The following is a 14,002-nucleotide window of genomic DNA, read 5'->3' as shown; positions in this document are numbered from 1 at the left end:
CCGGCCCCGCACCCGTCAGGCCAGGCTCTCCCGCCACGCCTTGTGCAGTCCGGCGAACCGGCCCGTCCCGCCGATGAGTTCGGCCGGGGAGCCGTCCTCGACGATCCGGCCGTGCTCCATCACCAGCACCCGGTCCGCGATCTCCACCGTCGACAGACGGTGCGCGATCACCACCGCGGTGCGCCCGTGCAGCACGGTGTCCATCGCCCGCTGCACCGCCCGTTCCCCGGGGACGTCGAGCGAGCTGGTCGCCTCGTCGAGGATCAGGACCGCCGGGTCCGCGAGCAACGCGCGTGCGAACGCCACCAGTTGACGCTGACCGGCGGAGATGCGGCCGCCCCGCTTGCGTACGTCGGTGGCGTAGCCGTCGGGCAGGGAACTGATGAAGTCGTGCGCCCCGATGGCCTTGGCCGCGTGCTCGATCTCCTCCGGCGTCGCCTCCGGTCGCCCGATCGCGATGTTCTCGGCGATCGTCCCGGAGAACAGGAACGCCTCCTGGGTCACCATCACCACGCCCCGCCGCAGCTCGGTCGTCGCCAGGTCGCGCAGATCGGTGCCGTCCAGCAGGACCCGGCCCTGCGTGGGGTCGTAGAAGCGTGCCAGCAGCTTCGCCAGCGTCGACTTGCCCGCACCCGTCGAGCCGACCACGGCCACGGTCCGGCCCGCCGGGATCGTCAGGGTGAAGCGGGGCAGGACCTCACCCCCCGTGCGGTAGGCGAACCCCACCCCCTCGAAGGTGACCTCGCGGCCCGGATGCTCACCGGTCAGGACCGGAAGCGCCTTCGGCGCGGCGGGCTCGGGCACGGCGGGTGTCTGCGCCAGCAGGCCCGCGATCTTCTCCAGCGAAGCGGCCGCCGACTGGTAGGAGTTGAGGAACATCGCCAGCCGGTCGATCGGGTCGTACAGCCGTCGCAGATAGAGCACCGCCGCGGCCAGCACGCCGAGCGCCAGCGTGCCCGACGCCACCCGGGAGGCGCCCCAGAGCACCATCGCGGCGACCGCCGTGTTGGCGACGAGCCGGGAGCTGACGACGTAGCGGGCCATCTCCAGGAGGGCGTCGCCGTTCCTCCGCTCGTGGCGGCGGTTGAACACCGCGAAGTCCTTGTCGTTGGCCGGCTCCCTGCGGAAGGCCTGCACGGGACGGATGCCGTTCATGGTCTCGGCGAACTTCACGATCACCTCGGCCATCGCCGAGGACCGTGCCGAGTAGGCCGCGACGGCCCGTCTGCGGTAGCCGCGCACCAGCAGGTACAGCGGGGCGAAGGAGGCCACCGCGATGGCGCCGATGCCGAGGTCGAGCCAGAGCAGCATCAGGGAGATCGACACGAACGACAGGATCACCCCGACGAGTTCCTGCAGCCCCTCGCTCAGCAGCTCGCGCAGGGACTCCACGTCCGTCGTCGAGCGGGAGATCAGCCGGCCCGAGGTGTAGCGCTCGTGGAAGTCCACGCTCAGCGTCTGCGCGTGACGGAAGATCCGCCCCCGCAGGTCCAGCAGCACGTCCTGGTTGATCCGCGCGGCCGCCCGGATGAAGGCGTACTGGAGCAGTCCCGCACCGACCGCACACACCGCGTACCCGATGCCGACGGCGGCCAGCGGGCCGTAGTCGTGGTCCCGGAAGGCGGGCACGCCGCTGTCGATGGCGTACGCCACCAGCAGGGGTCCCGCCTGCACGGCGGCCTGCTGGACGAGGAGCAGCAGCGAGGCCACCACCACCCTGGCCCGCATCGGTGCGAGCAGGGAGGCGAGCAGGGCGCGGGTCGCACCGGGAGACGCGGGCAGGGCATCGGCGTCGAACGGGTCCCCGTCGGGCCGCTCCCGGCCCTCCTCCTTCCCCGGCAGCTCCTCACCGGCGAGGGCGGGTCCGTCGGCAGTCGTACTGGTCATCGGGTGCTGCCCTCCTCGGGGACGAGAACGCCGGCGCCCTCGGCACCGGACATCAGCCAGGCGTACTCGGCGTTGGTGCGCAGGAGTTCCTGATGGGTCCCCACGGCGCTGATCCGGCCCTCGGAGAGCAGGGCCACCCGGTCGGCCAGCATCACCGTGGACGGCCGGTGGGCGACGACCACGGCCGTGGTCTCCTCCAGCACCCGCCGCAGGGCCGCCTCCACCAGCGTCTCCGTATGCACGTCCAGTGCGGAGAGCGGGTCGTCGAGGACCAGGAAGCGTGGCGCGCCGACGACGGCGCGGGCCAGGGCGAGGCGCTGCCGCTGGCCTCCGGAGAGGCTCAGGCCCTGCTCGCCGACCTGGGTGTCGACACCCTGGGGAAGCGCGTGGACGAAGTCCGCCTGGGCGACCGACAGCGCCCGGTCCAGCTCAGGTCCGCTCGCGCCCTCCGCGCCCATGAGCACGTTCTCCCCGACGGACGCGGAGAAGAGGGTCGGCTCCTCGAAGGCGACCGACACCAGCTCCCGCAGCCGGGACCGCTCCATGGCGGCGATGTCCTCGCCGTCCAGCAGGATCCGGCCGCCGGTGACCTCGTGCAGCCGCGGGACGAGCGCCGTCAGCGTCGTCTTGCCGGAGCCCGTGGCCCCCACCAGGGCCATCGTCTCGCCCGGGCGGATCCGCAGATCGATCCGGGCCAGGACGGGCGGTGCCCCGGGATCGGCGTCGGGATAGCGGAACTCCACCCCGTCGAAGACGATGCCCGCTCCCGCGCCCGCGTCCCCCGGTCCGGGGCCGGGGCCCTCCGGTTCCGGCTCCTCCGCGACGTCCATGACCTCGAAGAAGCGGTCGGCGGCGGTCGCCGACTCCTGGCTCATCGCGAGCAGGAAGCCGATCGAGTCGACCGGCCAGCGCAGCGCCAGGGCCGTCGAGAGGAACGCCACGAGCGTCCCCGCCGACAGACCGCCGTCCGCGACCTCGATCGTGCCGAGGACCAGCGCGGCACCGATCGCCAGTTCGGGGATGGCGGTGACGAGCGCCCAGATCCCCGCCAGCAGACGGGCCTTGCCCAGCTCCGTGGTGCGCAGCCGCCGGGCCAGCGCACGGAAGGCCAGCGCCTGGCTGCGGTTGCGGCCGAACCCCTTGACGATGCGGATGCCCAGCACGCTCTCCTCGACGACCGTCGTCAGATCGCCCACCTGGTCCTGGGCCCTGCGCGCCACCAGCGCGTACTTCGTCTCGAACAGTGAGCACAGGACCATCAGGGGAACGGCGGGCGCCAGGAGCACCAGTCCCAGCGACCACTCCTGGGCGAACAGGATGATGAAACCGACCAGGATCGTCGTCCCGTTGACCAGGAGGAACGTCAGGGGGAAGGCCAGGAACATCCGCATCAGCATCAGGTCCGTGGTTCCGCGCGACAGCAGCTGGCCCGAGGGCCAGCGGTCGTGGAAGGCCACCGGCAGCCGCTGCAGATGGCGGTAGAGATCGGCGCGCATCGACGCCTCGACCCCCGCCAGCGGCCGGGCCACCAGCCACCGCCGCAGCCCGAAGAGGCCCGCCTCCGCGATCCCCAGGAGGAACAGCCAGAGCGCCCCCAGCCACACTCCGCCCGGATCACGGTCCGCGACGGGACCGTCCACCATCCACTTCAGGACCAGCGGGATCACCAGGGCGAGACAGGACGCGAGTACCGCCACGAGGGCAGCACCGATCCAGCGCGCTCGCACCGGTCTGACATAGGGCCACAGGCGCAGGAGTGAGCGCACGGCGGACCGTTCCGTGGGCTCTGCAGGTTTTCCGGGCATCAGGACCGAGCCTATGGTTCACCACTGACATCGCTCACGTGGTTTTCCGGTCACGCGCCGCTGGTCGGAGCACCCGGTCAACCCATCGGCTGATGCCGGGCCGAGCCCGACGGCGGACACCGGTGCCGCCCCGTCCGCCGGGATCCTTACGGGCATGCCCATCATCGAGGTGAACGGGGTCCACAAGGCCTACGGCGGTCGCCCCGCGGACGGGGTGGCCGCCGTGGAGCTCACGGTCCGGCTGGACCCCGACGTCGTCCTGACGGCCCTGCGGATGCCGGGCGGCGGCGTCGCCGCGATCACGGAACCGACCCGGCTCGGCGCCCGGTCCAGGGTGCTCGGCCTCACCACGTACAAGCTGGGCGCGAAGGACCGCGGCGGCCGTGGCCGTCGGCTACGAGCGCGGCATCCTCGGCTGACCCCGCACCTCACTCCACGACCCGCAGCAGCAACAGCGACCGGCCCTCCACGGTGAGTTCCGTGCCACCCGGACGGGGCGTGCCGGGGGCGGCCGACTGGTCCTCGCGCGAGGTGTCCAGCACCAGTTCGTAGGACTGAGCCCAGGGCGGGCCCGGCAGCCGGAAGGCGCAGGGGCGGTGGTCCGCGTGCAGGACGGTGAGGAAGCTGTCGTCGGTGATCTGCCCGCCCCGTGCGTCCCGCCCCGGGATGTCGCGCCCGGAGAGGTAGAGACCGAGCGTCGCCGCCGGGGCGTACCAGTCGCCCTCCGTCATCTCCTCGCCCCGCGCCGTGAACCACGCCAGGTCCCGCAGACCGTCCGGGGCCTGCGGGGTCCCGGCGAAGAAGGCCCGCCGGCGCAGCACGGGGTGGCGGTGGCGCAGGGCGAGCACCCGGGCGGTCAGCTCGGTCAGCTCCCGCCACCGGGGATCCTCCAGGAGCGACCAGTCCAGCCAGCTGACCTCGTTGTCCTGGCAGTAGGCGTTGTTGTTGCCGCCCTGCGTGCGGCCCATCTCGTCGCCCGCCACCAGCATCGGCACCCCGGTCGACAGGAGCAGCGTGGTCAGGAGGTTGCGCAGCTGCCTGCGCCGGAGCGCGTTGATGTCCGCGTCGTCGGTCTCGCCCTCCGCGCCGCCGTTCCACGAGCGGTTGTCGCCCGTGCCGTCGCGGTTGCCCTCGCCGTTGGCCTCGTTGTGCTTGTGCTCGTAGCTGACCAGGTCGCGCAGGGTGAACCCGTCGTGCGCGGTGACGAAGTTGACCGAGGCGTAGGGGCGTCTGCCGCCCCACGCGTACAGGTCGCTCGACCCTGTCAGCCGGTAGCCGATGTCGCGTACGTCCGGGAGCGCGCCGCGCCAGAAGTCGCGCACGGCGTCGCGGTAGCGGTCGTTCCACTCGGTCCACAGCGGCGGGAACGCCCCCACCTGGTATCCGCCGTTGCCGACGTCCCACGGCTCGGCGATCAGCTTCACCCGGCGCAGGACGGGGTCCTGGGCGATCACCGCGAGGAAGGGGGAGAGCATGTCGACGTCGTGCATCGAGCGGGCGAGCGCCGCCGCCAGGTCGAAGCGGAAGCCGTCGACCCCCATCTCCGTCACCCAGTAGCGCAGCGAGTCCGTGATCAGCCTCAGGACCTGCGGCTGCACCACGTGCAGGGTGTTCCCGCAGCCGGTGTAGTCCGCGTAGCGGCGGGGGTCCTGCTGGAGGCGGTAGTAGCCGCGGTTGTCGATGCCGCGCAGGGACAGCATCGGGCCGAGTTCCCCGGCCTCCGCCGTGTGGTTGTAGACCACGTCGAGGATCACCTCGATCCCGGCCTCGTGCAGGGCGCGCACCATCTGCTTGAACTCGCCGACCTGCGCCCCCGCCGTGCCGTTCGCCGCGTAGCCGGCGTGGGGGGCGAAGTAGCCGATGGAGTTGTAGCCCCAGTAGTTGTGCAGACCGCGCCGCAGCAGATGGTCCTCGTGCGCGAACTGGTGCACCGGGAGCAGCTCGACGGCCGTCACGCCGAGGCGGCGCAGATGGCCGATGGCGGCGGGGTGGGCCAGTCCGGCGTAGGTGCCGCGCAGCTCGGGAGGGATGTCCGGGTGGAGCTTGGTGAAACCGCGCACGTGGAGTTCGTAGATGACCGAGTCCGCCCACGGTGTCTTGGGCCTGCGGTCCTCCGCCCAGTCGTCGTCGTCGTGCACGACGACGGCCTTGGGGACGTACGGCGCCGAGTCCCGGTCGTCGCGGACGGTGTCGGCGACGTGCTGCTCGGGCCAGTCCCTGACATGGCCGTACACCTCGGGCGGCAGGGTGAACGAGCCGTCCACCGCACGGGCGTACGGATCGAGGAGGAGCTTCGCCGCGTTCCAGCGGGCGCCGGTCCAGGGGTCCCAGCGGCCGTGCACCCGGTAGCCGTAGCGCTGTCCCGGAGGTACGCCGGGGACGAAGCCGTGCCAGATCTCATGGGTCAGCTCGGTGAGCGGCAGCCGGGTCTCGGCGCCGAGCTCGTCGAAGAGGCAGAGCTCGACGGCCTCCGCCCCGCCCGCCCAGAGGGCGAAGTTGGTGCCGGCCACACCGTCCGGTCCGACGCGGTAGCGTGCCCCCAACGGCATCGGGGCACCCGGCCATACGGGTGGTCTGTCCGGATCGCTCCTGAGGACCGGCCCGGTCGCCACCATCCGCCCCGTCGTACGCGGCGTTTCCTCCTGCTCGGCTGTGCTCGACACCTCTCAGCCTCCTGCGGCTCGTAGGAGCGGCCACCCGTAGGGAGGAGTACGCGGCGTCCCGGCCGCGGCCTTCCTGGCGGTGTCCTCCCCCTTGTTCTGCCCACCGGGGGGCCCGCACTCACGTTTCCCCGGAGCGGCGGTGTCGTTGGGGGAGCGTGAACCACGTAGCGAAGAGAGCACGGGCCCGTACGGCCTCGGTGCTGACATGCGCAGGACTGCTGACCGTGCTGGCCGTACTGACCGGCTGCACCGGGGCGACGTCGATCTTCGGGGACGACCGTTCGCCCGGGGACACCATCCGGATCGCCCCCAAGGACGGTGCGGTGAACGTCGGCGCGGACAGCCCGCTCGAGGTGACCGTCCCCGACGGACGGCTCGAACGGGTGAGAGTGACACGGATGGAGGACGCGGAGCACCGGGAGGTGCCGGGCCGGGTCGCGGGGGACGGCCGGTCGTGGAAGCCCCGGGACGAGGGGTACCGGCTCGGGCTTGCCGGCAAGTACAGCGTGGAGGCCGTCGCCGTCGACGGCGACGGCCGCCGCTCGGCCCGCAGCACCACGTTCACCACGCTCGTCCCCGAGGACCGCTTCATCGGCTACTTCAAGCCGGAGAACCGGTCCACCGTGGGAACCGGCATGATCGTCTCCTTCGACTTCAACCGGCCGGTCACCCGCAGGGCGGAGGTGGAGAAGGCCATCAGGATCACCACGGTGCCCGAGGTCGAGGTGGTCGGCCACTGGTTCGGCAGGAACCGTCTCGACTTCCGCCCCGCCCGCTACTGGGAGCCGGGCACCGAGGTGACCGTCGACGTGGGCCTGCGGGACGTGGAGGGCGCGCCGGGGGTCTACGGCAGTCAGCAGAAGAAGGTGACCTTCCGGGTGGGACGCTCCCAGACGTCCGTGGTGGACGCCGGGGCGCACACCATGGAGGTGCGCCGGGACGGCGAGGTCGTCAGCAGCGTGCCGATCACCGCGGGCGCCGAGAAGACGACCACGTACAACGGGAAGATGGTGGTCTCCGAGCTGCACGACGTGACGCGCATGGACGGTAGCACCGTCGGCTTCGGCGGGGAGTACGACATCAAGGACGTCCCGCACGCCATCCGGCTCACGAAGTCCGGCACCTTCCTGCACGGCAACTACTGGGAGTCCCCGGACATCTTCGGCTCCGAGAACACCAGCCACGGCTGCATCGGCCTCCGCGACGTGAAGGGAGGCAGCTCGGACACACCGGCCGGATGGTTCTTCGAGCGGACGCTCGTGGGTGACGTCGTCGAGGTGGTCAACTCCACCGACACCACCGTCGCCCCGGACAACGGCCTCGGCGGCTGGAACCTCGGGTGGCCGCAGTGGAAGGCGGGTTCGGCCCTGCGCTGACCCCCGGTCCCACGTGCGAAGGTCCCGGAGGTGCCGCCTCCGGGACCATCGGGCGGCAGGCCGTCACGACTTGGGACGGAACGGTGACATTCCGGGGGAGTTCTCCTCGCGCGCGGTGTGATTATCTTGCGCCGAGCACGCATGTACGCGTGCGGGAGTGCGGGCCATGGCGGGGCCAGGCCGTGCGAGGGGAGACGACCACATTGAACGGGCAGCCGATATCGGGGGCATGGGCCGGCGCGGGCGGGGAACGGCGCGGGCGCGGAGCCCGCGGACTCTCCGCACTGGCACTGGGCGCGCTGCTGCTGCTGGTGACCGCGTGCGGGGGCAGCGGAGCCGCCGCGGAGAAGGACGGCAAGGGGGCGAGCGCGAAGACCGAGGACACCAGCGCCTCGCAGGCGGTGGTGACCATCGCGCCCAAGGACGGCGCCGACGACGTGGCGACCAGCGGGGCGCTGAAGGTCACGGCGGCCGAGGGCAGGCTGAGCGCGGTGAAGGTCGCCGACCCCAAGGGCAAGGAGGTCGGGGGCAAGATAGCCGCTGACGGCCTGAGCTGGGTCCCGGACCGCCACCTGGCCGCCGCGACCAAGTACACGGTGCACGCGGTCGCCAAGGACGGGAAGGGCCGTCAGTCGGCGAAGGACACCAGCTTCACCACGCTGGTCCCGCAGAACACCTTCATCGGCCAGTACACCCCCGAGGACGGCTCCACCGTCGGTGTGGGCATGCCGGTGTCGATCCACTTCACCCGCGGCATCACCGACCCGGCGGCCGTCGAGAAGGCGATCAGCGTGACGGCCGAGCCCGCCGTGGAGATCGAGCCGCACTGGTTCGGCAACGACCGCCTCGACTTCCGCCCCGAGGACTACTGGGCGGCGGGCACGAAGGTGACCCTGCGCCTCGACCTCGACGGTGTCGAGGGACGCCCGGGGGTCTACGGCAAGCAGGCCAAGTCGGTGACGTTCACCATCGGCCGCAGCCAGGTCTCCACCGTCGACGCGAGTTCCCACCGGATGAAGGTCGTCCGCGACGGCAAGCAGATCAAGGACATCCCGATCTCCGCGGGCGCCCCGGCCACGACCACGTACAACGGCCAGATGGTCATCAGCGAGAAGCTCAGGGTGACCCGGATGAACGGTGACACCGTCGGCTTCGGCGGTGAGTACGACATCAAGGACGTCCCGCACGCGATGCGCCTGTCGACGTCCGGGACCTTCATCCACGGCAACTACTGGGGCGGGTCGGGCATCTTCGGGACGACCAACACCAGCCACGGCTGTGTCGGTCTGCGGGACGTCCGCGGCGCCTGGGACGGCAAGACCCCGGCCGCCTGGCTCTTCGACAACTCCCTGATCGGTGACGTCGTCATCGTGAAGAACTCCAAGGACAAGGTGATCCAGCCGGACAACGGCCTCAACGGCTGGAACATGGACTGGTCGGAGTGGATCAAGTAGATCCCGCCGTACGGAGGGGCCCGGCGCTGTGACCAACGGCACCGGGCCCCTTCGCGTTAGCGCCGGTTAACCTGCCTCCCATGACCGTAACCCTCGAAGTACGCGACAACGTCGGCACGATCCGGCTGGACCGTCCGCCCATGAACGCCCTGGACGTGGCGGTCCAGGACCGGCTGCGCGAGCTGGCCGAGGAGGCCGGCCGGCGCGACGACGTGCGGGCCGTGATCCTCTACGGCGGCGAGAAGGTGTTCGCGGCCGGCGCGGACATCAAGGAGATGCAGGAGATGGACCACACCGCGATGGTGGTGCGCTCCAGGGCCCTGCAGGAGTCCTTCACCGCGGTGGCGCGCATCCCCAAGCCCGTGGTCGCGGCCGTCACCGGCTACGCCCTGGGCGGCGGCTGCGAGCTGGCGCTCTGCGCCGACTTCAGGATCGCCGCGGACAACGCGAAGCTCGGACAGCCGGAGATCCTCCTGGGGCTCATCCCCGGCGCGGGCGGCACCCAGCGCCTGTCGCGCCTGGTGGGTCCGTCCCGGGCCAAGGACCTGATCTTCACGGGCCGTCAGGTCAAGGCCGAGGAGGCGCTGGCGATCGGCCTGGTGGACCGGGTGGTGCCCGCCGCCGAGGTGTACGAGCAGGCGCACGCCTGGGCCGCCCGGCTGGCCAAGGGGCCGGCACTCGCGCTGCGTGCCGCCAAGGAGTCCGTGGACGCGGGGCTGGAGACGGACATCGACACCGGGCTGACGATCGAACGGAACTGGTTCGCGGGCCTGTTCGCCACCGAGGACCGCGAGCGCGGCATGCGCAGCTTCGTGGAGGAGGGCCCGGGCAAGGCCCAGTTCCTCTGACCGAGCGTGAGTTGCGCACAGAGGAGCGCGCGTTCATCCGTGCGGGCGGATTAGCTGGACCTTAAGGCAGCCTTAAGGCCCGGCGGCCGTCCCGCCCGTGCAATTACCCGGCCCGTCACCGTCACCGCAGGTGGATGTGGCCGCACATGCTCCTGTTCTGCCTCTGGCATATGCCAGAGAACCGGCGCGGAATGACTGGTTCCGGGAAAGTGATTCTGCCGGAACGGTCACGGAGAGCGTTCTGTGCGGCCATGATGGTGGGCATGGCGGGCCTCGAGGGTGTGGAACAGCCGCGACCGCGCAGTGGCGCGACGGCGGCGCGCTGGACGACTGCCGTCGAAGACGAACGGGCGTTCAAGGCGCTGGAGTTGTTCGGAAATCCGACGGAGGGCGAAGTCCGGCTGCCCTCCCGTCCGGAGTCCGCGGCCACCGCCCGGCGCATCACTTCGTGCGTGATGCTGCGCCAGTGGCAGCTGCCCCCGCAGACCGCCGAATACGGAGTGCTACTGGTCTCCGAGCTCGTGGGCAACGCGGTACGGCACACCGGGGCGCGGGTCTTCGGTCTGCGGATGCTCCGCCGCCGCGGGTGGGTCCGCATCGAGGTGCGCGACCCCTCGCGCGGGCTGCCGTGTCTGATGCCCGTCCGCGAGATGGACGTCAGCGGGCGGGGGCTCTTCCTGGTCGACAAGCTCTCCGACCGGTGGGGCGTCGACCTCTTACCCCGCGGCAAGACCACCTGGTTCGAGATGCGCACCACGGACCGCTGACGCGCAGAAGCCCCCGGTCGGCCGGTGTGCGGCGTGGCGGGGGCTTCTGAGGGGGCCGTGGAATGGGGGGTGTGTCCACGGCCGCGCGGGGGACCTGGCTCGGGTCGGAGGAGGTCGTGTTCCCGACTATGGCAGACGGGCGACTCCGGAGCCAAAGTGGCAAAACGGGCAGTGTTGCACATAAAGCCCTATTTGCTCTCCAGATCGAAGGTGCGATGGGTCACGCACCTGGCATTCTCTGTGGATTCCTCGCATTTGCCGGTTGATTCATCGAGCGCCTGGCGGGCGTATCTCTTCACATGTTCTGCTCATCGCGCCCATTTCGCCCTACTGTGTCTCAGGTCTCGGGGAATCAGCACCCGACCGACCACGAGGTGGACGGCCATGAACGGTCGCAGGACACCGGTGCCCCGCCGCAGCGCCCTGCACACGGCCGCGGGCGCCCTCCTGGCAGGCGCGTCCGCCGTGGCCTGCGCCCCGTCCGAAGCCCCCGGACCGACGGCCACGAAGGCCCCGGGCGCCGGAAGCACCGAGGGACCCGGGAAGGCCCACGGAGCCGCCCGGCCGGCCGCCGCCCCGCGCCGCTTCCCCGGCCTGCCGGTCCAGATCGCGCACGGGCCCCGGGGCCGTCCCCGGGTCGCCCTCACCTTCCACGGCCAGGGGGACCCGGCCCTGGCCGGCGCCGTCCTCGCCGAGGCAGAGCGGGCCGGCGCCCGGCTCACCGTCCTGGCCGTCGGCAGCTGGCTCGACCGGCACCCCGGTATGGCCCGGCGGATCCTCGACGGGGGCCACGAGCTCGGGAACCACACCCAGAGCCACCTCGACATCAACGCGATGGACGAGACCAGGGCGTACGAGGAGATCACCGCCTGCGCGCGGCGGCTGCGCCGGCTCACCGGGTCGCCCGGGACCTGGTTCCGGCCCTCGCGCGCCCAGTACGCCACTCCGCTCGTCCAGGCCCTCGCACGCCGGGCCGGATACCCGCACGTCCTCTCCTACGACGTGGACTCCCTCGACTTCACCTCCCCCGGGGTCGCGGCCGTCACCCGCAAGGTCGCCGGAGAGCTCCGCAACGGCTCCGTGGTGAGCCTGCACTTCGGCTACCGGGACACCATCGCCGCACTGCCCCTCCTCCTCACCGAGATCGACCGGCGCCGACTGCGCGCGGTGACCACCACGGAGCTGTTGACCTGATGCCCCCCTCCTCGCGCGCCCTCGCCGCCGCCCTGCTCGTCGCCGCGCTCGCCGCCTGCGGCGCCCCCGCCGGCTCCACCCGGCCCGAGCCCTCCCGTACCGAGGCGGCCGGTCGGCCCGACCGGCCGGCGCCGCCGCCGGGGCTTCCCGGGATGCCTCCCGTCCTGGACGCCCGTGACGTCTACGCGGCGGACCACGCGGGGAAGCTCTCCCCGGTCGTCAAGGACTTCCCCTCCCGGGTCTACGTCCCCAACACCAACTCCAACACGGTGACGGTGATCGACCCGGCGACGTACAAGGTCATCGAGACCGTTCCCGTCGGCCACCAGCCCCAGCACGTGGTGCCCTCCTGGGACCTGAAGACGCTCTGGGTCAACAACGACCTCGGGGACAGCCTCACCGCGATCGACCCGGCGACCGGGAGGACCGGGAGGACGGTCGACGTCTCCGATCCGTACAACCTCTACTTCACCCCGAACGGCAGGTACGCCGTCGTGATGGCCTCCATGGACCGGGAGCTGGTCTTCCGCGACCCGAGGACCATGAAGCCCGCCAGGACCGTGCCGGTGGACTGCGCGGGCGTCAACCACGCGGACTTCTCGGCGGACGGGCGGTACTTCATCGTCTCCTGTGAGTTCTCCGGTGACCTGCTCAAGGTCGACACGGAGAAGATGAAGGTCGTCGGGCAGCAGAAGCTGCCGATGCAGGGGGCGATGCCGCAGGACGTGAAGCTCTCCCCGGACGGCACGACCTTCTACATCGCCGACATGATGGCGCACGGCGTGTGGGTGCTCGACGGCAAGGCGTTCACCACCCCGAAGCTGCTGCCGACGGGCAAAGGGGCCCACGGGCTCTACGTCAGCAGGGACTCCCGGGAGATGTACATCTCCAACCGTGGCGAGGGCTCCGTGTCGGTCTTCGACTTCGCCCACGACAAGCTCACCAAGAAGTGGCACCTCCCTGGCGGCGGCAGTCCCGACATGGGCGGGGTCTCGGCCGACGGCAAGGTGCTCTGGCTCTCCGGGCGCTACGACGCCGAGGTGTACGCCATCGACACCACGAGCGGCAAGGAGCTCGCCCGGATCCCGGTCGGCAGCGGCCCGCACGGTCTGGCCGTCTACCCGCAGCCGGGCCGCTACTCCCTCGGCCACACCGGCGTCTTCCGCTGACCGCAGCCCGGGAGCGGCAAGGTCGGCTGCCGCCCGGCGGATCCGTGGCCTGTGCCGCCCGATAATCTGACCCCGTCAGCAGTGCACAACGAAGGGGCGGAACAGTGGCGGACATCGAGTCGGCACGCAAGGCATTCGAGCGCTTCGACCAGAACGGCGACGGCAGCATCACGGCCGCCGAGTACAAGAGCGCGATGGCGCAGCTCGGTGACCCCTACGTCACCGAGACGGTGGCGCAGGCCGTCATCAACGCCCACGACACCAACGGCGACGGCGAGCTCACGTTCGACGAGTTCTGGGCCTCGCAGAACAAGGGCTGACCCGCACCCGGCCACGGCCGGCGCGGGGTGAGGGTCCGTTGCCCGTACGGCCGCGGGCTCGGGCCGCAGGCGCCCGTACGGGCGCCGCTCAGCCCTCCGGGCCGCAGGGGTAGGCGGTCTCGAAGGAGGCCCGGAACAGGGCCTGGACCTCCTCCGCGCCGAGGCCCTCGTCGCGCGCCTGGTGCAGCCATTCGTCCAGCGCGGTGCGCAGCGGCCACGCGGGGCCCGGCCCCGGCTCGGCGAGGGTGCGGGTGATGAAGGTCCCCGCCCCCTGGCGCACCTCCGCCAGCCCCGCGCGCTCCAGCTCCCGGTAGGCCTTGAGCGTCGTGTTCGGGTTGACCTTCGTGGTGGCGGCGACCTGTGCGGCCGTGGGCAGCCGGTCGCCCTCCTCCAGCGCGCCCATCCGCAGGGCCTGTTCGACCTGCCGGACGATCTGGAGATACGTCGCCACGCCGCTGCGCCGGTCGATGCGGAACACGACCACGGACATCACCTTCCGCTCGATCGATGACACTTTAC

General features: G+C 71.4%; 11 protein-coding genes and 1 pseudogene. 8 read left to right on the top strand and 4 right to left on the bottom strand.

Going from position 1 to position 14,002, the window contains the following annotated elements; all coding sequences use genetic code 11:
* Window positions 1-15 precede the first annotated feature (15 nt).
* Together B9S57_RS29920 and B9S57_RS29915 are read right to left on the bottom strand one after the other, a co-directional pair.
* The gene (locus B9S57_RS29920; RefSeq protein WP_103760303.1) at window positions 16-1,887 is read right to left on the bottom strand and encodes an ABC transporter ATP-binding protein; all 1,872 of its coding nucleotides are present in this window, start codon (window positions 1,885-1,887) and stop codon (window positions 16-18) included.
* A complete protein-coding gene (locus tag B9S57_RS29915; protein ID WP_103760302.1) occupies window positions 1,884-3,692 on the bottom strand; it encodes an ABC transporter ATP-binding protein in 1,809 nt (602 codons plus the stop codon). The genes B9S57_RS29920 and B9S57_RS29915 overlap by 4 nt, the downstream gene beginning before the upstream one ends.
* A gap of 154 nt (window positions 3,693-3,846) precedes the next feature.
* Here B9S57_RS29915 and B9S57_RS29910 point away from each other — a divergent pair.
* Window positions 3,847-4,047: pseudogene (locus B9S57_RS29910) on the top strand (hypothetical protein); the annotation flags it as partial.
* Window positions 4,048-4,120: 73 nt separating this feature from the next.
* Here the strand turns inward: B9S57_RS29910 and glgX are convergent.
* Window positions 4,121-6,307 (bottom strand): glycogen debranching protein GlgX, encoded by a 2,187-nt coding sequence (glgX, locus tag B9S57_RS29905; protein ID WP_374935995.1) that lies wholly within the window; start codon window positions 6,305-6,307, stop codon window positions 4,121-4,123.
* A gap of 203 nt (window positions 6,308-6,510) precedes the next feature.
* On the opposite strand from glgX, the gene B9S57_RS29900 reads away from it, so the two are divergent.
* The 7 genes from B9S57_RS29900 to B9S57_RS29870 all read left to right on the top strand — a co-directional run bounded on the left by B9S57_RS29900 (window position 6,511) and on the right by B9S57_RS29870 (window position 13,483).
* Entirely contained in the window at window positions 6,511-7,731 is a 1,221-nt protein-coding gene (locus B9S57_RS29900; protein WP_103760300.1) for an Ig-like domain-containing protein, read from the top strand.
* 203 nt (window positions 7,732-7,934) lie between these two features.
* On the top strand, window positions 7,935-9,185 hold the full coding sequence (locus tag B9S57_RS29895; RefSeq protein ID WP_103760299.1) for an Ig-like domain-containing protein: 1,251 nt from the start codon (window positions 7,935-7,937) through the stop codon (window positions 9,183-9,185).
* Between the two features lie 80 nt (window positions 9,186-9,265).
* Window positions 9,266-10,033 (top strand): enoyl-CoA hydratase/isomerase family protein, encoded by a 768-nt coding sequence (locus B9S57_RS29890; protein ID WP_103760298.1) that lies wholly within the window; start codon window positions 9,266-9,268, stop codon window positions 10,031-10,033.
* Between the two features lie 251 nt (window positions 10,034-10,284).
* Entirely contained in the window at window positions 10,285-10,800 is a 516-nt protein-coding gene (locus tag B9S57_RS29885; RefSeq protein ID WP_103760297.1) for an ATP-binding protein, read from the top strand.
* Window positions 10,801-11,184: 384 nt separating this feature from the next.
* Window positions 11,185-11,994, top strand: coding sequence for a polysaccharide deacetylase family protein (locus B9S57_RS29880; protein WP_103760296.1), 810 nt, complete (start codon window positions 11,185-11,187; stop codon window positions 11,992-11,994).
* The gene (locus B9S57_RS29875; RefSeq protein WP_103760295.1) at window positions 11,994-13,163 is read left to right on the top strand and encodes a YncE family protein; all 1,170 of its coding nucleotides are present in this window, start codon (window positions 11,994-11,996) and stop codon (window positions 13,161-13,163) included. The genes B9S57_RS29880 and B9S57_RS29875 overlap by 1 nt, the downstream gene beginning before the upstream one ends.
* Window positions 13,164-13,267: 104 nt before the next feature.
* A complete protein-coding gene (locus B9S57_RS29870; protein WP_103760294.1) occupies window positions 13,268-13,483 on the top strand; it encodes an EF-hand domain-containing protein in 216 nt (71 codons plus the stop codon).
* An 88-nt stretch (window positions 13,484-13,571) separates the two neighbouring features.
* Here the strand turns inward: B9S57_RS29870 and B9S57_RS29865 are convergent, their stop codons facing one another.
* On the bottom strand, window positions 13,572-13,973 hold the full coding sequence (locus B9S57_RS29865) for a GntR family transcriptional regulator (protein WP_103760293.1): 402 nt from the start codon (window positions 13,971-13,973) through the stop codon (window positions 13,572-13,574).
* Window positions 13,974-14,002: the final 29 nt, after the last annotated feature.

This window comes from Streptomyces sp. SM10 (genome assembly GCF_002910915.1).
Lineage (GTDB): Bacteria > Actinomycetota > Actinomycetes > Streptomycetales > Streptomycetaceae > Streptomyces.
The sequence above is the reverse complement of the archived record's forward strand: the minus strand, read 5'-3'. Positions and strand labels throughout refer to the sequence as shown.

Coding starts and splice junctions, on each gene's coding strand:
- B9S57_RS29920 (WP_103760303.1), bottom strand. CDS start 1,887: ATGACCAGTACGACTGCCGACGGACCCGCCCTCGCCGGTGAGGAGCTG.
- B9S57_RS29915 (WP_103760302.1), bottom strand. CDS start 3,692: ATGCCCGGAAAACCTGCAGAGCCCACGGAACGGTCCGCCGTGCGCTCA.
- glgX (WP_374935995.1), bottom strand. CDS start 6,307: ATGGTGGCGACCGGGCCGGTCCTCAGGAGCGATCCGGACAGACCACCC.
- B9S57_RS29890 (WP_103760298.1), top strand. CDS start 9,266: ATGACCGTAACCCTCGAAGTACGCGACAACGTCGGCACGATCCGGCTG.
- B9S57_RS29885 (WP_103760297.1), top strand. CDS start 10,285: ATGATGGTGGGCATGGCGGGCCTCGAGGGTGTGGAACAGCCGCGACCG.
- B9S57_RS29880 (WP_103760296.1), top strand. CDS start 11,185: ATGAACGGTCGCAGGACACCGGTGCCCCGCCGCAGCGCCCTGCACACG.
- B9S57_RS29875 (WP_103760295.1), top strand. CDS start 11,994: ATGCCCCCCTCCTCGCGCGCCCTCGCCGCCGCCCTGCTCGTCGCCGCG.
- B9S57_RS29865 (WP_103760293.1), bottom strand. CDS start 13,973: ATGTCCGTGGTCGTGTTCCGCATCGACCGGCGCAGCGGCGTGGCGACG.